Raw genomic sequence first — 17,678 nt, 5'->3', positions numbered from 1 at the left:
CATGAAGAAAAGGATATTGACAATATGTATTGTTTTGATGGTGGTTTGGGGGTGTGAGGATATTTTGGAAGTGCCAGATATTTCCAACCAGACCGTACCTATCTTGGCTCCAGGTGAAGGTAGTATATTAAACACCAATGCGGTAGGGTTTAATTGGCAGACCATAGATGATGCCACAACTTACAGGGTTCAAATTGCTACCCCCGATTTTGAAAACACCACCCAGATTATGTTGGATAGCATTATAACGGAGGATACTTTAGGGAGGGTAAACACCCGTATTGACCAAAACCTGTTTAATGGCAATTATGCCTGGCGAGTAAAAGCCCTTAATAGTGATTATGAAACAGTATATACGTTGCGTAATTTTCAAGTAGATGGAGATGAGAATCTGGATATAACCCCGCCCAATACACCCCAATTGGTAACTCCTGCAAATGGGGCCTCGCAGACAGAGGCTTCAGTAAATTTTTCATGGACAAGGGAAGATGTTCCAGGAACGGCGGAACGGGACAGTATTTTCATCTTTTCAGATGAGAACCTACAAAATTTAACAACCAAGGCCTTAGGTGCCAACAAGGCTTTTACCGCTAACGTAGCTGCCGGAACTTTTTATTGGATTGTACGCGCTTACGATGCGGCCGGTAATGAAAGTGAAGTCAGTTCAACGTTTAATTTTACCATCAACAATTGAGCAAAAATGTAAAGACATATATATTGTTGGGCGCTGTATTAATGATATGGGGCATTATTGCGGTTAAAGTCTTTGGAGTTCTTTCCCCAGAACCGGAAATATCTGTGTTTGCGGAAAATGTAAATTTTAAGCCCAAGGAAATCATCCAAAGAGACACCTTTAGTATTGTTTCGGATTATAGAGATCCCTTTTTGGGGACGATGAGTACATCAAAAAAAAATACCATTAAAAAGACCAAGCGACCAGTGGTACAGTTTCCCAACATCAACTACACAGGTCTAATTACTGGTCAACAGAACAAGGACAACATCTTTTTTGTAACTATAAATGGGACTCAATATTTAATGCAAAAGAGAGGTGAGAACAATGGCGTAACCTTAGTAAGTGGCACTTCTAAGAACATTAGGGTGCGTTATAAGGGCATTGCAAAAACGATACAACTTCAAAATGCCACGAATTAAAAAAATAAGGGCGGGAGCATTGCAGTTTGTACTGTTTATAGGCACTGTTATAGCAGTACTCTTAATGACCTTTGTGTTGTTGCACCATAGCCATTCATTTTTTGACAAAAAGAGTTCCAATACGGTTGAGGTCATCAAAAAAGCGGATTTAGGGCTTCAATATGCCATACAACAAGAGATGGCCATCAATGATTCGGTACAGCTGAATGTAGAACTGGAAGATGAGATTAAGGTATCCGCAATAAAATCATATTGGGGTGTTTTTGAAAAGTACACCACAGTATCTCAATTTAAAAAAACAAGGTTTGTAAAGACTGCACTAGTAGGTGGGGGGCTGGACAATGATTTTTCAGCCTTGTATCTAAAGGATAACAATAGACCGATGATCATTGCTGGAAAGTCCAAAATAACAGGAAATGCCTACCTTCCAAAACAAGGCATACGACCGGGAACCATTGGTGGTCGATTTTATCAATTTGCATCACCAGTGTACGGAAATTCAAAAAACAGTTCCACCACCTTGCCTCCGTTACACCCTGGACTTGAAAATCACTTAAAACGGTTATTGCTTGAAGAAGTAAGTGGCTTTGGGCAAAACGCGGTGCGATTTTCCAGAAACCTAAAACATGCTAATTCATTTGAATCCCACACACAATACATTCATGGCGATGTGCTTAGATTATCTGGTGTTGACCTACGTGGAAATATCATTGTAAAAGCTACCCGACAAATTATCATTAGTGCAGATTGTACTTTAAAGGACGTTGTACTTGTGGCTCCAAAAATTACCATTGAAAATGGATTTAGAGGAACCCTTCAGGCAATTGCCGGCAGGAAAATCCAAGCTGGGAAAAAAGTGATATTGGATTATCCATCTGCCCTTATAGTGGAAAGAGGGAACGCAACAAATCCAAAAGATCATAGAGAAGCAAATATCAGTATTGAGGAAGGAGCAACGGTCAAGGGAATCGTGGCGTATTTTGAAAATTCAGAAGAGGGTATCTATTTTCCACAAATAGCTGTTGCTGAAAATGCCTCTGTTCTTGGTGAGATTTATTGCGAGAAAAACTTGGAACTTAAAGGGGATGTTATAGGGAATGTCACCACAGATGCCTTTATGGCGATGGAGAATGGAAGTGTATATCAGAACCATTTGTTTAATGGAACTATAAACTCGGGTCTATTGCCCACTCAATATGCAGGGTTGTTGTTCCTTAAAGAAAAAGCAGTGGCAAAATGGTTGTACTAAAAAAACTGAAAGCTTCGACCTTAATGGAAACCATGGTGGCCACTGTACTCATTGTGGTCATTTTTATGTTCTCCAGCCTTATTTTAAATTCCCTTTTTTCCGCTCAGGTAAAAGGTAATCTGCAGCCAATAAAATCGCATTTACACCAACTTGAATATCAATATATCAATCAAAAGATAAATCTTCCCTACTATGAGGAATGGAAGACTTGGGATATCACTATCAACACTTCTCAAAACGCAGTGCAGATTGAAGCGGTTGAAAAACAGGATTCGGGGTCAAGAACCATAAAACGAAAAATACATTATGTCCAGAATCTCTAAAAAGATAGCAGCGTTCACCTTGAGCGAAATGTTGGTCGTGCTATTGCTCACCATCATTGTGGTTGGACTGGCTTTTTCAGTTTTGGGTTTGGTACAGGGGCAAATGTGGGATATTCAGAATAATTATGAAGAAAAAACTAATGATAACCTTTTGCAACAAGCACTGTGGGTCGATTTTAATTCAAATGCCCAAATTGAGTTTTCCTCCAAAGGGCAAACACTGTTCCTTAGCAATGAGGTCAATGGTAAAAGATATGAGTTTTATAAGGGTTACATTATAAAAGGTACAGACACACTTTATACTGATTATACTATTTCAAAAGTGTTTTATATGGGAGAAGAGGTGAGCAATGGTGTTATAGATGCCCTAGAGCTCACAAAACCTGGAGAAGTGCCCAAAACACTTTTTGTCCATAAAAAGAATACTGCAACCGATTTTATGAATTGATATGGGCTTTAAATTGGAAAACATATTGGTCGATCAGGTATCCAAAACAAATGGTGCACAAAAAGAGCGTAAACCATCAATTCTTGAAAGGGAAATAACGTTGTTTGGAAAATCTTTTTCCAACAAGAAAAAAGAGGATTTTTATACGGAGTTAAGTGTGCTTTTAAAGGCAGGGATAACCCTTAAAGAATCGCTGCACCTGATTGAAGAGGGACAGAAAAAAGAGAAGCAAAAAGCGCTGTTCCATCATTTGGGTGAAAGTCTGCTTTCTGGAAGTAGCTTTTCTGAGGCGATAAAAGATAAAAAGGAGTTTACGGAATACGAATATTATTCTCTAAAAATTGGTGAAGAGTCTGGAACACTGACCACGATTACAAATGAACTGGGGTCTTTTTTTGCCAAAAAAAATGAACAGCAAAGAAGCTTGGTCAATGCGTTGACCTATCCCGTTATTATTTTGGTGACGGCAGTATTGGTGGTCATCTTTATGCTGAGATTGGTGGTGCCCATGTTCCAAGACATTTTTAAGCAAAACAATATAGAGTTACCGTGGATTACACGGTTTATTGTAGCTGTATCAGATTTTATCAAAGACTACGGATGGTGGGTTGTACTGTTGATAATTGGTTCTTTGCTTTTAAGAAAAATGCTCTTTGGCAATGATTGGTTCAAAAAAAAGATGGATTATTTGTTGCTAAGGATTCCCTATCTGGGAAATTTTCTCAAAGCCGTTTATTTGGCACAGTTTACCAGAGCCATTAGTTTGCTCACGGCTTCCAAGGTTCCAGTATTGAACAGTATAGAGCTTGCCGGAAAAATGATTGATTTTTATCCACTGCGTGATGCTTTGGAAAGCGTAAGCGGTAAAATTTTGCAAGGCGAAAGTTTGAGCAACAGCCTAAAGGGAAACAAGGTGTTCAGCAATAAGATGATATCCATGGTCAAGGTAGCTGAAGAAACCAATCAAACGGAATTTATGTTTGAGCGATTAAATCAACAATATAGCGTTGAAGTGCAACAAAAGTCCAAACTGTTGAGTACATTGTTGGAACCTATGATAATTCTTGTGGTTGGCGTTTGCGTGGGTGTAATTTTGGTGGCAATGTACTTGCCCATGTTTAAACTGGGCAGTGTGCTTGGATAGTTTTTATGGAGTTGATTTCATTTTGTAAAAAAAAAGTATTTGAATGTAAAGTGAAAATCGTATTTTTATTATTGCAAGACGACATTTTATTTACATCGATTTGTACAATTTTGAACCTAGTTTAGTTTTCGGTTAATCGTTCAAAAAGGAGGCTTTAAAAATCTGATAGTTAACACGTTGTGATGATGGGATTAGTTCTGCCACCCCGACCAAATTTATAAACCCTTGATAATCAATTATTTATCAAGGGTTTATTTTTTGATTACATCACAAAAAGATTCCATTTGGCACTATTTAGCACCATTTAGCACTAAATCCAAGATTGAAGGTGTCCAAATCGGGAGTCCTTTCAGGAAGATTTTTTTTGGTGTATATTGTGTAGGAATTTAAGCAGCTATTTGGCTTTCGTCTGTAAAACAAAATATATGAGCAGCCGAGCCACATTATCAATAAATTTCTTTCCAAGAAAGCGGGAAAAAGATTCCGAGAAATCCACTGTTTATTGTCGAATCACCGTAAATGGGGAACGTTTGGAGTTTAGCCTCCAGAGGAAACTTCAATGCCATCTATGGAACAATGCCCGTAAAAGGGGAATGGGGCATTCACCCCTTGTTACATCCCTGAACAGCTATTTGGACCAAGTGTATTTTGGGCTCCTTGAGGCGCATCGGGAATTGCTTAGGGAAGGGCAGAGGGTCACACCATTGGCCATTAAATCACGTTATATGCATATTGGGGAGAATGGTAAGACCCTAAAGGACCTTATTGGCTATCACAACGGAACAATGCACACCTCCATCAAGGCTGGAACCAGAAAGAACTATTATAGCACGGAAAAGTACCTTTACCAATTTTTGGACAAAAAAATAAAAGTAAAGGACATGTACCTGAAACAGGTAAATTATAGGTTTATCACAGATTTTGAACATTACCTACGTGATTATAAAGATTCCAAGAAACAACTTTCCATGGGAAACAATGGAGTGATGAAACATCTGGAACGGTTCAAGAAAATAATAAACTTGGCGATTAAACTGGAATGGATGGATAAAAACCCGTTTGAACGTTTCCAATTGAAATACAATAAATACGATAGGGTATTTTTAATGGAAAGAGAACTTGAACTATTGGAACAAACAGAATTTAAAAACGAACGGTTACAAAAAGTAAAAGATTGCTTTGTTTTTTCATGCTATACGGGACTGTCATACACAGATGTAAAAGAACTCACAGAGGATAACATAGTAAAGGGAATTGACAACAATAACTGGATATATACCAAACGGGAAAAAACGGACGAGCTTGTAAAAGTCCCCATCCTACCCAAAGCATGGATTTTACTTGAAAAATATAAAACTCTTCAAAACGAGAGATTAACAACTGGTTTGCTGCCGATAAGTTCCAACCAAAAGACCAATAGCTATTTAAAGGAAATAGCTAAATCCTGTGGAATCTATAAGAATATTTCCTTCCATACTGCAAGACACACTTTTGCCACAACGGTAACACTCTTCAATGGTTTACCCATAGAAACAGTATCCAAGCTTTTGGGACATTCAAAAATCACGACCACCCAGATTTATGCCAAGGTATTGGAAAGAAAGGTAAGTGAGGATATGTGTAAGCTGGAAGACAAGTTTGAAAGAGGATAAAACTTTTAGTTGATTTATCTAACAGCTTAAAAGTAATCTGTTTTTGTGCCATGGCAGATTTAATCACTTTCTTGTACATCACTGATATTTAGTGTTTTACTTCGTTTTTCAAAATATGGACACCTAGTTGCACACTAAAACCGAAAAAAGAACTTTGAAGATATAATTTGATCTTTTTTGACGTGTTAAAGTTACAAATAGTATTAATGAGTATTACTCAATATATTTAGAGCTATTGAAAGTTCTTTTTATCTCATTAGTTTAAGTAGTCAATCCGTTAATAAATCTATCATTTTAATGGAAACGCTTGACGAAGATGCTGGGTTTTGACCAGTTATGAGATTTCTGTCCACAACAGTATAAGAAGAAAAATCATTTCCTTTGCTATATATCCCTCCTAGCGCTGTTAATTTGGATTCCAAAAGAAAAGGAACCAATTTCTCAGCTCCAACACTTATTTCTTCCGAATCTGCAAAGGATGTAATCTTCCTTCCCTTAACAAATACATTGCCATCAGCATCAAAAGCATCCACAAGAACCGAGACTCCGTGACACATTGCCGCAATCACCTTTTCTTCTTGTATAGAATGTTGTAGAGTATTGTTTAATAATGGATTATTTACAAAATCCCACATCGGCCCGTGACCTCCTGGAAAATATACTAAATCATACTCCGATGGATTTATTTCGTCTAACCTTAAACTAGTATTCATTAGAATCATAGCCGTTTTATCGCCTTTAAATCTAATAGTGTCTTCCGTCATCCAATCCCTTGACTCGCTTACTGGATCTATAGGAATATTTCCTCCATGGACAGAAGCAATTTCAACATGTATGCTTTCTTCCCTTAGTCTATAGTAGGGTGTCGCGACTTCTTCTAACCAAACTCCGGTTTTCAGCCCGGACTCACCCAGATCATTATGTGATGTTGTAATAAATAGTACTCTTTTCATGCTTGTTTATAATTTTATTCCAATGATTTTATCATTTCAATTGCAATTCTACTGGCAGACGCTGGGTTTTGACCAGTGATAATGTTACCATCGTTTATAACATACGATTCAAAAGGAAGGGTATGCGAAAAAATTGCTCCTTGTTTTATAAGTTCTTCATCAAGCATAAATGGGATTACATCTCCAAGAATATGTTTATCTTTTTCTTCCTCTGCTTTTGTAAATGAATTGATTTTTTTTCCTTTTAGTAAATTTTTTTCATCAGACAATTTAACATTAAGTAAAGCTGCCGGTCCATGGCAAACAGCACCAATGACTTTCTCGTTTTCATATGTGATTTTAATGATTTCTTTAACCAATGGATTATCGACCATATCGGTCATTAATCCTAAACCTCCTGGGAAGAAAATTGCATCATAAGCATCTATGTTAACGTCATCTAGTTTATGACTAAAATTGAGTCTTTTGAATCCGTTACTTTCTATAAACTTCTTACTAATTTTTTCAGATGAATTGTAACCAACATGTGGCGGAATACCACCAAGTATACTGGCAAAGTCTACTGTATATCCTTTATTAATAAATTCGTAATAAGGGTCTGCAATTTCCGAAAATTCATAACCCGCTGGATGTTTACCTGTTCCAGTAACGCTTGCACTGGTAACAATAAATAATATATGTTTCATTGTTTTGTTTATTAATAATTCAAACTAAAGGAAGCAATATTAAGTTTCCTTTAGTTTGAATTTGTTTTTAGGCTAATACTGTATTTCCAGAAATACCTACTTTATGTAATGCATTAGCAAGTTTTTTAGGCGCAGTTTCTAAAGGGACATGACCATACTCTAAGGTCACTGACTCTTCAATCCCTAACATTTTTTGCCCATGTCTTTGTGCTTTTAATGAAATAACTCTATCCAATGTTGTTTCAATAAAGGCTTTCGGAACTCTTCCAAAACGTTCTTCCGTTGTTATTACCTTTTCAAAAAAAGGAGCTGTTGCCTGTACAACTAGCATAGGGAGTACTTCATCAATTTGCGCATCCGTAGCACCTGTAAAGACTATATCTTTAATTGTTTCTCTAGTCATTGTAGCAGTACTTTTATCATCCGAAAAAATTAAGTTTTCTAGGAATTCACTTTCTTCGTCTTCTTCAAATACTTCAACAGCTGTTTTTCCTTCGTAAGGCATTGCAGATGCAACATAAACCAGCTTTTCAATTTTTTCTGGCATTTCTTCAGCTACTTGTGAAATTACAAATCCACCAAAACTGTGTCCTACTAGTATAACCTGACCTTTTGTTTTTATCAATTCTTCCTTGACCCGGTTGGCATAAAGTGCCATATTGATTTCGGAAGTTGGCGTTTTATCATCTCCATGCCCTGGTAGATCAATAGCTTTTACAGTGTGCCCATTGCTTTCTAAATGGGATATTGTTTCTTTCCATGACCAAGCACCTTCCCATGCTCCATGGATTAATAATAAATGTTTATTCGAGTGTTTCATTGTATAATTTTTTATTGTTAGGTGGTTTTAGTTATCCTTTAGAAATAGCTTCGCCCAATTCTTCATTAGTCATAGCTATTCCATCAAGATTCCATCCACCATCTACAGTATGTACAACGTTTACATAGATGTTGTCTATAGGTTGTTTTCCGCTAGATAATTGCCGAATAATTTCCGTCACTTCATTAAAATGTTGTTTAATAACAGCTTTATCTGCTAGAGCAAACGAAGGTACTTTCCATTCTGCCCATGCACCTGAAAACTCCTCTCCTCCAGAGAAGGATAAGCCTTTTGACACTATGTGTACATTGGCTGTTATGTTTGGCGTCATTACGTTATTACCGGTTAAGCCGTGATTTTTTAAGAAGGAGTCCGTTATTAATTGAACAGCTTCTTTTTCCTTTCCGACAGGTAAAACACCTTCGGTTAATGTTAAAGTTAAAGGCATACTATATATGTTTTGAATTGTGAACTTTGTTGTTCAACAACAGTACAAATATCTTACGATTGGAAAGTTTAAAAGTTGTCTTATGACAATGCTTTGAAGAATTTTGAGGTACTACTTTTACTAATAAATAAACCTACAACAATACAAACACCTCCTATTAGGTGGTAGGTATGTATATATTCCTTAAAAAGAATGGCAAATAGTGCTGCAGATAGTGGAACAATATTCATATAAATTCCTGCTTTATCTGCTCCCGTAATCTGAACTCCTTTTTGCCATAAAAATAGGCTAGTGCTGTGCCTAAACATCCAATTCCAAATACAGCCATCCAAAAATTGCGTGTATGTGTGATAACGATTTCCATTCCGCTAATTGGCAATAAGATGAAGAAACCTATTAGACAACATAAACTTGTTAAAAGTGTAAAATTTAAATTCGATATTGTTGTGTTATATTTTTTTACCCAAACATGATGCAATGCAAAAAATACATTGGCTAGTAGTATAAGAATATCTCCATAATTAAATTGGATGTTGCTAAAGTTGGTTACATTCCCTTTTAAGATTAAATAACTTACTCCAAAGAAAGCAATGATAATACCTGTTATTTGAATTTTATTGATTGGGGTTTTTAATATTTTAAAAGAGAAGAGTAGTGTTAATGCAGGATTTAAGCTGACAATAAGAGCTGCGTTTACTGCTGAGGTATTTAGTAATCCTAGAAAGAAAAATAAATTAAACCCGAAAAGACCAATAAATCCTATAAGCGAAATACCTTTTAGGTTCTTTCGAATAATTTTAAATGAGGGGAGTTTTTTGACTCCTAAAACCATCAATGTCACAACTCCAAATAAGAAACGCCAAAACCCAGCTTCAATAAAATTAACTTCTTTTAATATTACTTTGGCTAAATGGAAGTTTAATCCTAAAAATATAGTGTCAATAATTAAATAGAATATCGCTTTCATAAACAACGGACTACAATTTTGCTCGTAATTTACTCAACGTAGAATTAGTCATTCCTAAATACGATGCAACCGCTTTACTTGATATACGGGATAGTAATTTGGGTTCGTGTTCCATAACCCAACGAAGTTTATCAATTCCTTCCATTCCTAAAAAACTATAAATTCGCATTTGTGAATGGATAAAGGCAAATTCCATAAATTTATGGTACACGTTCGCAAATTGTGGTACGGTATCAACTAACTTATAAAAATCATCTCTATGAATAATCAACAATTCCGAAGGCTCTAAAGAAACCAAGCAATCTTTTGATGGTTTTTGAAGAATAAAACTTGTAATTGCAGACATAATGAAATGCTCCAAAGCAAAGTAACCGGTAACGTCATTGCCTTTAGCATCTATTTCATAGAGTCTTAAACAACCTTTTTTGATAAAATAGAAATGTTTACATACTTGACCAATATTGCATAACATCTCATTCCGGGTTGTTTTTATAGGTTTAAAACAAGCAGTTATTTCCTGTAGTTCTTTTTGTCCTATTTTTCCGCGACCTTTTATATATTGCTCTAGCTCTTGATACACTTTTAATTTGTGGATTTAATGAATATTTGTTGCGAAGGTAAGAAGTGGTAGTCACGTTACTATTGTCTTATGACAACCTTTTAGGTTACTACAGTGCTATTTTATATTATGATTAAGGACTTTCTTTGTTAGTGGTGACGCATGATATGGATTTTGCCAGGCGAACAGACAGAATAATAGAGATGGAGGATGGTAAGATTGTCAAGGGGGGATTTGTAAATCAATAAACCTTAAAAGATATAGATGAGTAGGATTTTAGTGATAATAGTATTCTTACTTCATGGTTCTATTCATCAATGTAAGTTATTTTGAAATTATAGTTCCGTTTTCCAGTTCCTATTCATTTGAATATGTGGTTTTTCCTGAGCCCGTATTTCCAACAATTAAATATATCATTTAGTTTTTCTTCAGTATGGGCAAGGTATTTTATATAGTGTTGACAGCCGGATTTTCAGTGTCCAAAGCGAAGTTTACGATATGCTCAACATGAATCTTTGTGGTATCGAATACAGGAAAGTTAAAGTCCTTTTGTTCAATCAGCATTGGGATTTCCGTGCAACCTAACATAATACCTTCAGCACCGCGACTAATTAACTTCTCGGCATATTGAATGAACTTCTTTTTTGATTCTGAAGTAATAATACCTTTGCCCAACTCATTTTTAATAATATGTTGTATCTCGGCTATTTCTTCTTGACTTTCTGGAATGAGGATTTGTATATCATATTCATTGAGTTTATCATGGTAGAAATTCATTTCCATAGTAAATTGCGTTCCTAGTAACCCGACTTTTTGTAAACCAGATTTCTGAATTTCACTTGCTGCTGCTTTAACAATATGAATGATTGGAATATCAATTTCCCTTTGAATGGTATCGGCGAATAAATGGGCTGTATTGGCACATAAGACTATGGCGTCAACCCCAATTGATTCAACTGTTTTACAGGCATTTAAAATGAGATCAAATGAGTTTACCCATGTTTTCCTTTGGATATCTCCAAAATTTAATGAATAGATGACACATTCAGCAGCATCCAGTCCGCCTAATTTTCGATTGATTCCTTCATTAATACCTTTATAATAATCTAAGGTAGACGTCCAGCTTATGCCTCCGACTAATCCAATTTTTTTCATATATATTGTCTTTATATACTTTGATAAGCACTATATTTTTTCATATTTATCAACGGTTAAATCAGAAATCACATCTCCTGAGTGTTTTATATTCTGGGGTTCAAAGAGCATCATCCAAACTTCTTCTTTTGCAATAGGTCTATGTTCGACTCCTTTCGGGACAACAATTAGTTCTCCAGGACCTACTTCTGCTTTTTTGTCTCTAAACTCCATAATCATTGTGCCTTTTAAGATGAAAAAAAGCTCATCCTCGTCTTTGTGGTCATGCCAAACAAATTCTCCTTTTACTTTTGATATTTTGACTTGCTGTCCATTTAATTCGGCTATGACTTTTGGTTTCCATAAGTCATGTATTAAACTTAGCTTCTCTTTGACGTTTATTGTTTTCATATTTTTTTGGAAGTAATTATATTGGTTGTACTTTTTTTATTCTATACCTGTTTTAGCATGTTGTGCAGAACGTTACCAAGAACATGGTTTTATTATTTTGTATTCTCTTCATTGAAATGAATATTGTCTACAACGGCATTTGAAGTGCCGTAATAGTAGTTGTCGTCGCTACCAGATTTAATAATTAGCTGTATAATTAAATACTTTTTTTCCACTGCCTTGATGGGTTCTGACAAAGGAATGTAAAAGGGTTCAAATTGAGCCAAAGGTTCACTCAGTTTTATGACATCTGCTTTATCGGGAATTAGTCCTTTATTTAAATTGGCTATTGATAACGAATCTATTTTTGAATAGTACGCAGCAATAATCAGGGTGTCTTTGGTTTGATCAATATCCGATCCCGAAAACTTTGCCCGACCCATAAGTTTTCTTGGAGCCCAACCTTTACTAGCTACTCTAATTATGGCAAAACCATTATTTAACGGTGTACTATAAGTTCTGAAAAGAGCTAATGCGTCCCGTTTGGCATCAGGGAAATCATATGGATAAAAAAAAGGTATCTCTTTATTCTTTCGTAATTCAATATTCCTATGGGATTCAATCCAAGTTATATCATTTGCGTTATCACTAGTTGATAGTTTATGTTCTGCTAACAATTTATTTTGTGACAGTCCCAAATTACAATATAGTAGAGTTGTTAGGGGTATTATGAGCCCCTGAAGTGCTTTTTTCATGCGCGTTGTTATACTTCTTTTGACCATTTTCGATTATATACATCTCTATTTAAAGTGATTACAACATTCCCTATTTTATGTCCTTTGTCAACATATCGATGTGCTTTCACTATCTGATCAAATAAATAAACTCGATCAATAACTGGTTTAAGTTGTTCTTTTTCAATAATCCTTTTCAGAATGACAAGTGCCTCAGCGGTTTCAGGTGAATTCTTTCCCACAACAATTTTTTTGCTAGTTGTTAAGGAGGTCCATATCATTTTTAGACTTTTCATTGGTCTACCAATATTTAGATAGGTGCCTTTTTTGCTTAGCGCTTTTTTACAGGCTAGAAAAGGGCATTTATCTATGGTTATAAATATGATGTCATAGGTTTCAAAATTTTTCGTGAAATCGGGTTTTTTATAATCTATCACTTTATCAGCTCCCAAAGATTTCACCAATTCTAAATTAGATGTACTACATACACCTGTTACTTCCGCACCAAAGTATTTGGCAAGTTGTACGGCATATGTGCCTACACTTCCGGAAGCTCCATATATAAGTACTTTTTGCCCCGGCTTGACCTCTGCTATTCTTTTTAGATGATGAAATGCAGTTCGGGCGCCAATAGGTATAGCCGAAGCTTCCTCATATGTTACATTGTTTGGTTTCAAGGCAATTGGCCCATCTTCTGGTAAACATATGTATTCAGCATAGGCTCCAAAAGTCTGTAGTGTAGCTGCAAAAACTTTATCTCCTTCTTTGAACGATTTAACATTTTTCCCGATAGATTCGATTTCACCGGAAAGTTCCATGCCCAAAATAGATTTTCTAGGCTTCCTTAGTCCTAACATTAATCGTGCAGGAAGCCAGAATAAAGCTGGAATAGTAAAGCTCCTAACTCTAAAATCGGCAGCGGTTACCGTAGTTGCATAGATTCTCACAAGTACTTCATTTTCTTTCGGAGAAGGTTTTTTAACTTCCGTTATTTTAAGAACCTCTGGTGGCCCGTATTTGGTACAAACAACTGCCTTCATTTTTTGCACCATTAAGACCGAGCTTGGATTGTATCAGGAGTTGAAAATTTCCATGCAATCCAGATAATTGATAAAAAGGCCATGATTTCAATAATCATAAAAAATATATCATCCATGTCTGCCGTGGGTAGAGCACTAACTAGTACCAGCAACGTGATTACACTGGCTACTGTGTTTGCCCATTTGTTCGCATTATCACGCAATACTCTGGAGAGGAGCATCATCAAAATTGGTATTTCCACTAAGAACCCACCAAACAACATCAATTCGTCTGTAATCTTTATGCCGTTAACTACTCCGGCCATTATTTCTTCAATAAAACTCTTTTTGCCTAATTGATGGAGGTCTCTAAAAATCATATTGAACAGAACAAATGCCCATAAGGTTGACAGGAGAGTTTGTGGTTTAATTCTATCATTTATCATAATTTTGGCTTTAATTTTACTCAGAGGTCATTTCTCTAATGTCCTCCAACCCTTTTTTTAGAAAATTTGCCACCATAGGCTGAACTAGCCAATTGGGCATCTTTTTTGGATTGAATTGGATAATATTGACTGCTTTGCAGTGATTGATGGATACTGGTGAGAAATTCCAAGCACCCCTAAAAGTCTGAACTCGAGAAAGCTTTTTAGACAGAGGCGGAACTGAATTTTCATCCCAAGCTTCTTTCCACTTCACTTCTTCTACCTTACTTTCAATGTCTCGAGAGAAATGGTAACGGACGCTCATTTCAGTGTCTTTAAAAGGAAAAGGTTCATTGTGAATGGCATAAGTCAGAAGACTATCTTTTGACTCATCTACAATTTCATATGTAGGATACTTTTTATTTTTTAAATTATCAGCTTGATTATGGATATCCCGCCTAAAAGCAGAAATACAAGCTTGTGGGGATGATTTTATATCTCCTTCAATCTTGTACTCCAAGAAATTTGTGCCGACAAGTTTTCGCTTGTAAATCGTCCAGGTAGGTTCGTCGTTTTTGTCTACTTTGACCAACTGCCATTCATGTTTTTCCCATTCCCTAATGCTTGCATCCCTTGGTGACACACAGCTTTGTAAGCTGATAACTATAAGCATGGCAAAAAGGACAAAATTGAAGCAAGGAGTAGATATACTCTTATTATTCATATTAACAGAAGTTTTAGCTGGACAAAATTATGTCACAACGGAAACCCTGTCGTTCACTTAAGTTAAAATCGTATTGGTAGTAGAGAGCCGCTTAGGATTTGTTGCTTAGCAACCTTTTACGGATCCGGCTCAACGATTGTGGCTTCATACCGAGATAACTGGCAATCTGGTGCTGGGGAATTCTATTTAGAAGAACCGGCTTTGTTTCGAGCAAATTGAGATATCTTTCTTCCGGTGAAGAAGTGATAAATTGGCTCCACTCCTCCTTTGCCTTGTTTATTTTTTCAATAGCTATTTTTTGAAAGACAGCATCAAGTCTGGGAAGTGCTGCACGTATCTTTTCTTCAAATGACGAATCACTAATAGTAAGTATACAATCTTCCACACATTCCCAATAATGTTTTGAGGGTTTACTATCTTGAGAATGAGGTGTAAATGTATCACCTTCCATGAAGAAGGCCGTTGATTTTTCTTCGCCATCTTTTATTAAATATTCTCTTACGCAGCCTTCTACCACCATATAGCACTTTGTTGGAATTTGCCCCTCTTTCAATAAAAGCGTCCCTTTTTTAAATTTACCTACAATAGTTTTCTCAACTATAATTTCAACTTCTTCCTTGTTCAGTATTTCGAAGCTACTGATCAGGATTCTTATTTTTTCTTTTAAAGTCACTGATTTTTTTTTAAATGTTACGCAACAAAGCCTAATAAGTCTTGAAAATATAGTCTTGATAAAACCACTAGTAATCTACAATTTTATTCGCTATATATGGTTTCAAAAACGGCCGTTTTACATGACTCTTTTCCTGGAGTATGAAATCTTCCGTCGGAGTGTCCCATTTCTGGTCCTTTTTAATAGTCTCCATATTAACCTTTTACGGAACATAAAAAGTATACTTTCATTACTGAATTAAGACCTTAAATAACAAAACACTATTAATCATTTGATTTTCAGTTTTTTTTGATTTTTACACATTTTTTTTGATACCAAAAAACCATTAAAAAGAGGCGAACGACGAGCACAATAAGATTCGACTAAAAACAAGGATAGGGGAAAACGCGGAAAAGTAAGCCTAAATCACTCGTATTTCTGAGTTAAAATACCCAAGCACATTTTCAATCCTTCATGAAAATTTCCTAATCTTAGATTTTCGTTTGGTGCATGTATATTGTTATCGGGATTGGGAATGCGTATAGAAATGGCAGGAATCCCAAGTTTAGAAATAAAAGGTGCAATCGGTTGTGACCCTCCCGTGGATTGCATTCGAATATATTTTCCTTTTCCAAAGACATGTTCCATGGAGAATCCCAACCAATCCCCCAAAGGAGAGTCTAAATCTGTTCTAAATGGTTGTGATCCAATCCGTGATTCTACCTTGATCAACTTTGCATATTTTCGTCTTTCGTCTTTCGAAGGTTCCCTATCAAGCACATAAAACCCTTTTGAACGAATGTATTCTGTAACTAGTTTGATTTGTCGCTCAGCTGGGGTTTCTGGTACCAATCGCATGTCAATCTCGGCCAACACCGTGGAGGGAATAATAGTACGGGCCTCTTTTTCTACCCACGCAGCGCGCAATCCTCGTACATTCAGAGAAGGATATTGAAGCGCTTCTTGGTATGTTTCCCCTACAGTTTCAGGCTCCGATATTCCTAGGGTAGCCAATAGTTCAGCTCTATTTTCAGGTACTGAATTGATAAGTTTCTTTTTATCATCATTTAGATAGACTCCATCATAATAGCCAGGAATAAGAACCCGACCATGCTCATCTTTCATCGATCCTAACAATCTCGAGAGATGAAAAACAGGATTTGGTGCGTAATTTCCATACTGACCGGAATGCAAGTTTTTACTTGCTCCATACACTGTTAACTTCATTGTAGCTATACCACGGGCTCCGAACATAAGCGTAGGAAGATTTGAAGGAGGGCGAGTACCATCCATGATAAGCATGGCATCAGCAGCGAATTTTTCTTGATTCGCCTCAACCAAAGTAGGTAAGGAGGGGGAACCCAATTCTTCCTGGAAATCCATGATTACTTTAATGTTGAAATTTGGATTTATATTCTCTTTATGGAGAATACGAAGAGCTTGTAAAAAGGCGACAGCCGGACCTTTAGAATCAGAGGCTGACCGCGCAAAGATTCTCCAATTCGGATTAAACTCTTTGGTTAGTTTATCCCAGGGTATTCTCTGACAATCACCAGAAACACATTCTTTTAGCACCGGAATGTACGGGCTTTCTTGGAACCATTTGGTGGAATCAACAGGTTGTCCATCAATTTGAAGATAGAAAAGAATGGTCGGAGCTTTCTTTTTAAATATCCGCTGGGCAAGAAGATGCTTAGTTCCTTGGGCAATAAGTGGTTGAGTTTCAAAACCGACAGTTTGGAATTCCCTCTCACACCATGTCAAATTAAGATCAATATTGTCTTTTAGTCCGCCATAGTTGGGAATAGTCAAAAACTCCGCCAAGCTGGATACCCCTTCCAAAAAATATTCATCCGCCCAATAATCGATTTTTGTTTTTTCCAAACTTTGACCGAAACATACTGCAAAAAACAGATATGAAATTAATGTTATTACTGCTCTCATTTACGTAAGGTAATAAAACTTTACGTTGAATTAATCTAAAGCTAAGTGGCAAGTTATTTTTTGTATAGTTTGTATGATCTATATAAAATAATAAACAAAACAGTCCTTAATGGGGAATACTAAACATTCTGGGTAAGAGTGGGCTACACTAAAGAAGGTTAACTTACATCGGGAGATACCTTTTTGGCATGTTCCTATCTAAATTGGTATGCTTTTAAACCATGAATTGGTCTGTAGGCTGCTTTGGAATTT

General features: G+C 36.2%; 20 protein-coding genes and 1 pseudogene. 7 read left to right on the top strand and 14 right to left on the bottom strand.

Annotation, left to right across the window (positions count from 1 at the left end):
- The first annotated feature begins 1 nt into the window (after position 1).
- The 7 genes from FVB32_RS16345 (at position 2) to FVB32_RS16315 (ending at position 5,971) form a co-directional block, all read left to right on the top strand.
- Positions 2-694 carry a fibronectin type III domain-containing protein gene (locus FVB32_RS16345; protein ID WP_147744899.1) on the top strand — a complete coding sequence of 231 codons (693 nt, stop codon included), beginning with the start codon at positions 2-4 and terminating at the stop codon, positions 692-694.
- Positions 691-1,155 (top strand): hypothetical protein, encoded by a 465-nt coding sequence (locus FVB32_RS16340; protein ID WP_147744898.1) that lies wholly within the window; start codon positions 691-693, stop codon positions 1,153-1,155. The genes FVB32_RS16345 and FVB32_RS16340 overlap by 4 nt, the downstream gene beginning before the upstream one ends.
- Positions 1,142-2,404: a bactofilin family protein gene (locus FVB32_RS16335; RefSeq protein WP_147744897.1), complete on the top strand. Its 1,263-nt coding sequence runs from the start codon at positions 1,142-1,144 to the stop codon at positions 2,402-2,404. The genes FVB32_RS16340 and FVB32_RS16335 overlap by 14 nt, the downstream gene beginning before the upstream one ends.
- Complete coding sequence (locus tag FVB32_RS16330; protein WP_147744896.1) at positions 2,392-2,727, top strand: hypothetical protein; 336 nt, start codon at positions 2,392-2,394, stop codon at positions 2,725-2,727. Before FVB32_RS16335 ends, FVB32_RS16330 begins: the two co-directional genes overlap by 13 nt.
- Positions 2,711-3,175 carry a PulJ/GspJ family protein gene (locus tag FVB32_RS16325; RefSeq protein WP_147744895.1) on the top strand — a complete coding sequence of 155 codons (465 nt, stop codon included), beginning with the start codon at positions 2,711-2,713 and terminating at the stop codon, positions 3,173-3,175. The genes FVB32_RS16330 and FVB32_RS16325 overlap by 17 nt, the downstream gene beginning before the upstream one ends.
- A 1-nt stretch (position 3,176) precedes the next feature.
- A complete protein-coding gene (locus FVB32_RS16320; RefSeq protein WP_147744894.1) occupies positions 3,177-4,319 on the top strand; it encodes a type II secretion system F family protein in 1,143 nt (380 codons plus the stop codon).
- Between the two features lie 425 nt (positions 4,320-4,744).
- On the top strand, positions 4,745-5,971 hold the full coding sequence (locus tag FVB32_RS16315; protein ID WP_147744893.1) for a site-specific integrase: 1,227 nt from the start codon (positions 4,745-4,747) through the stop codon (positions 5,969-5,971).
- Between the two features lie 269 nt (positions 5,972-6,240).
- On the opposite strand, the gene FVB32_RS16310 is transcribed toward FVB32_RS16315, so the two are convergent.
- From FVB32_RS16310 to FVB32_RS16240, 14 genes and pseudogenes are all read right to left on the bottom strand, one after another.
- On the bottom strand, positions 6,241-6,924 hold the full coding sequence (locus FVB32_RS16310; RefSeq protein ID WP_147744892.1) for a type 1 glutamine amidotransferase domain-containing protein: 684 nt from the start codon (positions 6,922-6,924) through the stop codon (positions 6,241-6,243).
- Positions 6,925-6,938: 14 nt separating this feature from the next.
- The gene (locus FVB32_RS16305) at positions 6,939-7,610 is read right to left on the bottom strand and encodes a type 1 glutamine amidotransferase domain-containing protein (RefSeq protein WP_147744891.1); all 672 of its coding nucleotides are present in this window, start codon (positions 7,608-7,610) and stop codon (positions 6,939-6,941) included.
- A 67-nt stretch (positions 7,611-7,677) separates the two neighbouring features.
- Positions 7,678-8,430, bottom strand: coding sequence for an alpha/beta fold hydrolase (locus FVB32_RS16300; protein ID WP_147744890.1), 753 nt, complete (start codon positions 8,428-8,430; stop codon positions 7,678-7,680).
- A gap of 31 nt (positions 8,431-8,461) precedes the next feature.
- The gene (locus FVB32_RS16295; protein WP_147744889.1) at positions 8,462-8,878 is read right to left on the bottom strand and encodes a 4-oxalocrotonate tautomerase; all 417 of its coding nucleotides are present in this window, start codon (positions 8,876-8,878) and stop codon (positions 8,462-8,464) included.
- Positions 8,879-8,958: 80 nt separating this feature from the next.
- Positions 8,959-9,845, bottom strand: a pseudogene (locus tag FVB32_RS16285) (DMT family transporter).
- Positions 9,846-9,855: 10 nt separating this feature from the next.
- Positions 9,856-10,425, bottom strand: a complete 570-nt coding sequence (locus tag FVB32_RS16280) for a Crp/Fnr family transcriptional regulator (RefSeq protein ID WP_147744886.1) — start codon at positions 10,423-10,425, stop codon at positions 9,856-9,858.
- A gap of 426 nt (positions 10,426-10,851) precedes the next feature.
- Complete coding sequence (locus FVB32_RS16275) at positions 10,852-11,559, bottom strand: aspartate/glutamate racemase family protein (protein ID WP_147744885.1); 708 nt, start codon at positions 11,557-11,559, stop codon at positions 10,852-10,854.
- Between the two features lie 30 nt (positions 11,560-11,589).
- A complete protein-coding gene (locus FVB32_RS16270) occupies positions 11,590-11,949 on the bottom strand; it encodes a cupin domain-containing protein (protein WP_147744884.1) in 360 nt (119 codons plus the stop codon).
- Positions 11,950-12,041: 92 nt separating this feature from the next.
- On the bottom strand, positions 12,042-12,683 hold the full coding sequence (locus tag FVB32_RS16265) for a hypothetical protein (protein WP_147744883.1): 642 nt from the start codon (positions 12,681-12,683) through the stop codon (positions 12,042-12,044).
- A gap of 8 nt (positions 12,684-12,691) precedes the next feature.
- Positions 12,692-13,702 (bottom strand): NAD(P)-dependent alcohol dehydrogenase, encoded by a 1,011-nt coding sequence (locus tag FVB32_RS16260; RefSeq protein WP_147744882.1) that lies wholly within the window; start codon positions 13,700-13,702, stop codon positions 12,692-12,694.
- 11 nt (positions 13,703-13,713) lie between these two features.
- Entirely contained in the window at positions 13,714-14,127 is a 414-nt protein-coding gene (locus tag FVB32_RS16255) for a DUF6326 family protein (RefSeq protein ID WP_147744881.1), read from the bottom strand.
- Between the two features lie 16 nt (positions 14,128-14,143).
- The gene (locus FVB32_RS16250) at positions 14,144-14,830 is read right to left on the bottom strand and encodes an SRPBCC family protein (protein ID WP_147744880.1); all 687 of its coding nucleotides are present in this window, start codon (positions 14,828-14,830) and stop codon (positions 14,144-14,146) included.
- Between the two features lie 91 nt (positions 14,831-14,921).
- Positions 14,922-15,503, bottom strand: coding sequence for a Crp/Fnr family transcriptional regulator (locus FVB32_RS16245; protein ID WP_187269608.1), 582 nt, complete (start codon positions 15,501-15,503; stop codon positions 14,922-14,924).
- Positions 15,504-15,908: 405 nt separating this feature from the next.
- Positions 15,909-17,426 carry a M20/M25/M40 family metallo-hydrolase gene (locus FVB32_RS16240; RefSeq protein WP_147744878.1) on the bottom strand — a complete coding sequence of 506 codons (1,518 nt, stop codon included), beginning with the start codon at positions 17,424-17,426 and terminating at the stop codon, positions 15,909-15,911.
- Between the last annotated feature and the right edge of the window lie 252 nt (positions 17,427-17,678).

The sequence above is a fragment of the Flagellimonas hymeniacidonis genome (genome assembly GCF_008040165.1).
Lineage (GTDB): Bacteria > Bacteroidota > Bacteroidia > Flavobacteriales > Flavobacteriaceae > Flagellimonas > Flagellimonas hymeniacidonis.
This window is presented reverse-complemented; position numbering and strand designations above follow the sequence as displayed.

Bases quoted from the DNA above. Each gene is read 5' to 3' on its own strand.
- FVB32_RS16250 (WP_147744880.1), bottom strand. From the start codon at position 14,830: ATGAATAATAAGAGTATATCTACTCCTTGCTTCAATTTTGTCCTTTTT.
- FVB32_RS16295 (WP_147744889.1), bottom strand. From the start codon at position 8,878: ATGCCTTTAACTTTAACATTAACCGAAGGTGTTTTACCTGTCGGAAAG.
- FVB32_RS16330 (WP_147744896.1), top strand. From the start codon at position 2,392: ATGGTTGTACTAAAAAAACTGAAAGCTTCGACCTTAATGGAAACCATG.
- FVB32_RS16325 (WP_147744895.1), top strand. From the start codon at position 2,711: ATGTCCAGAATCTCTAAAAAGATAGCAGCGTTCACCTTGAGCGAAATG.
- FVB32_RS16300 (WP_147744890.1), bottom strand. From the start codon at position 8,430: ATGAAACACTCGAATAAACATTTATTATTAATCCATGGAGCATGGGAA.
- FVB32_RS16275 (WP_147744885.1), bottom strand. From the start codon at position 11,559: ATGAAAAAAATTGGATTAGTCGGAGGCATAAGCTGGACGTCTACCTTA.
- FVB32_RS16255 (WP_147744881.1), bottom strand. From the start codon at position 14,127: ATGATAAATGATAGAATTAAACCACAAACTCTCCTGTCAACCTTATGG.
- FVB32_RS16260 (WP_147744882.1), bottom strand. From the start codon at position 13,702: ATGAAGGCAGTTGTTTGTACCAAATACGGGCCACCAGAGGTTCTTAAA.
- FVB32_RS16345 (WP_147744899.1), top strand. From the start codon at position 2: ATGAAGAAAAGGATATTGACAATATGTATTGTTTTGATGGTGGTTTGG.
- FVB32_RS16305 (WP_147744891.1), bottom strand. From the start codon at position 7,610: ATGAAACATATATTATTTATTGTTACCAGTGCAAGCGTTACTGGAACA.
- FVB32_RS16240 (WP_147744878.1), bottom strand. From the start codon at position 17,426: ATGAGAGCAGTAATAACATTAATTTCATATCTGTTTTTTGCAGTATGT.
- FVB32_RS16335 (WP_147744897.1), top strand. From the start codon at position 1,142: ATGCCACGAATTAAAAAAATAAGGGCGGGAGCATTGCAGTTTGTACTG.
- FVB32_RS16315 (WP_147744893.1), top strand. From the start codon at position 4,745: ATGAGCAGCCGAGCCACATTATCAATAAATTTCTTTCCAAGAAAGCGG.
- FVB32_RS16310 (WP_147744892.1), bottom strand. From the start codon at position 6,924: ATGAAAAGAGTACTATTTATTACAACATCACATAATGATCTGGGTGAG.
- FVB32_RS16265 (WP_147744883.1), bottom strand. From the start codon at position 12,683: ATGAAAAAAGCACTTCAGGGGCTCATAATACCCCTAACAACTCTACTA.
- FVB32_RS16320 (WP_147744894.1), top strand. From the start codon at position 3,177: ATGGGCTTTAAATTGGAAAACATATTGGTCGATCAGGTATCCAAAACA.
- FVB32_RS16270 (WP_147744884.1), bottom strand. From the start codon at position 11,949: ATGAAAACAATAAACGTCAAAGAGAAGCTAAGTTTAATACATGACTTA.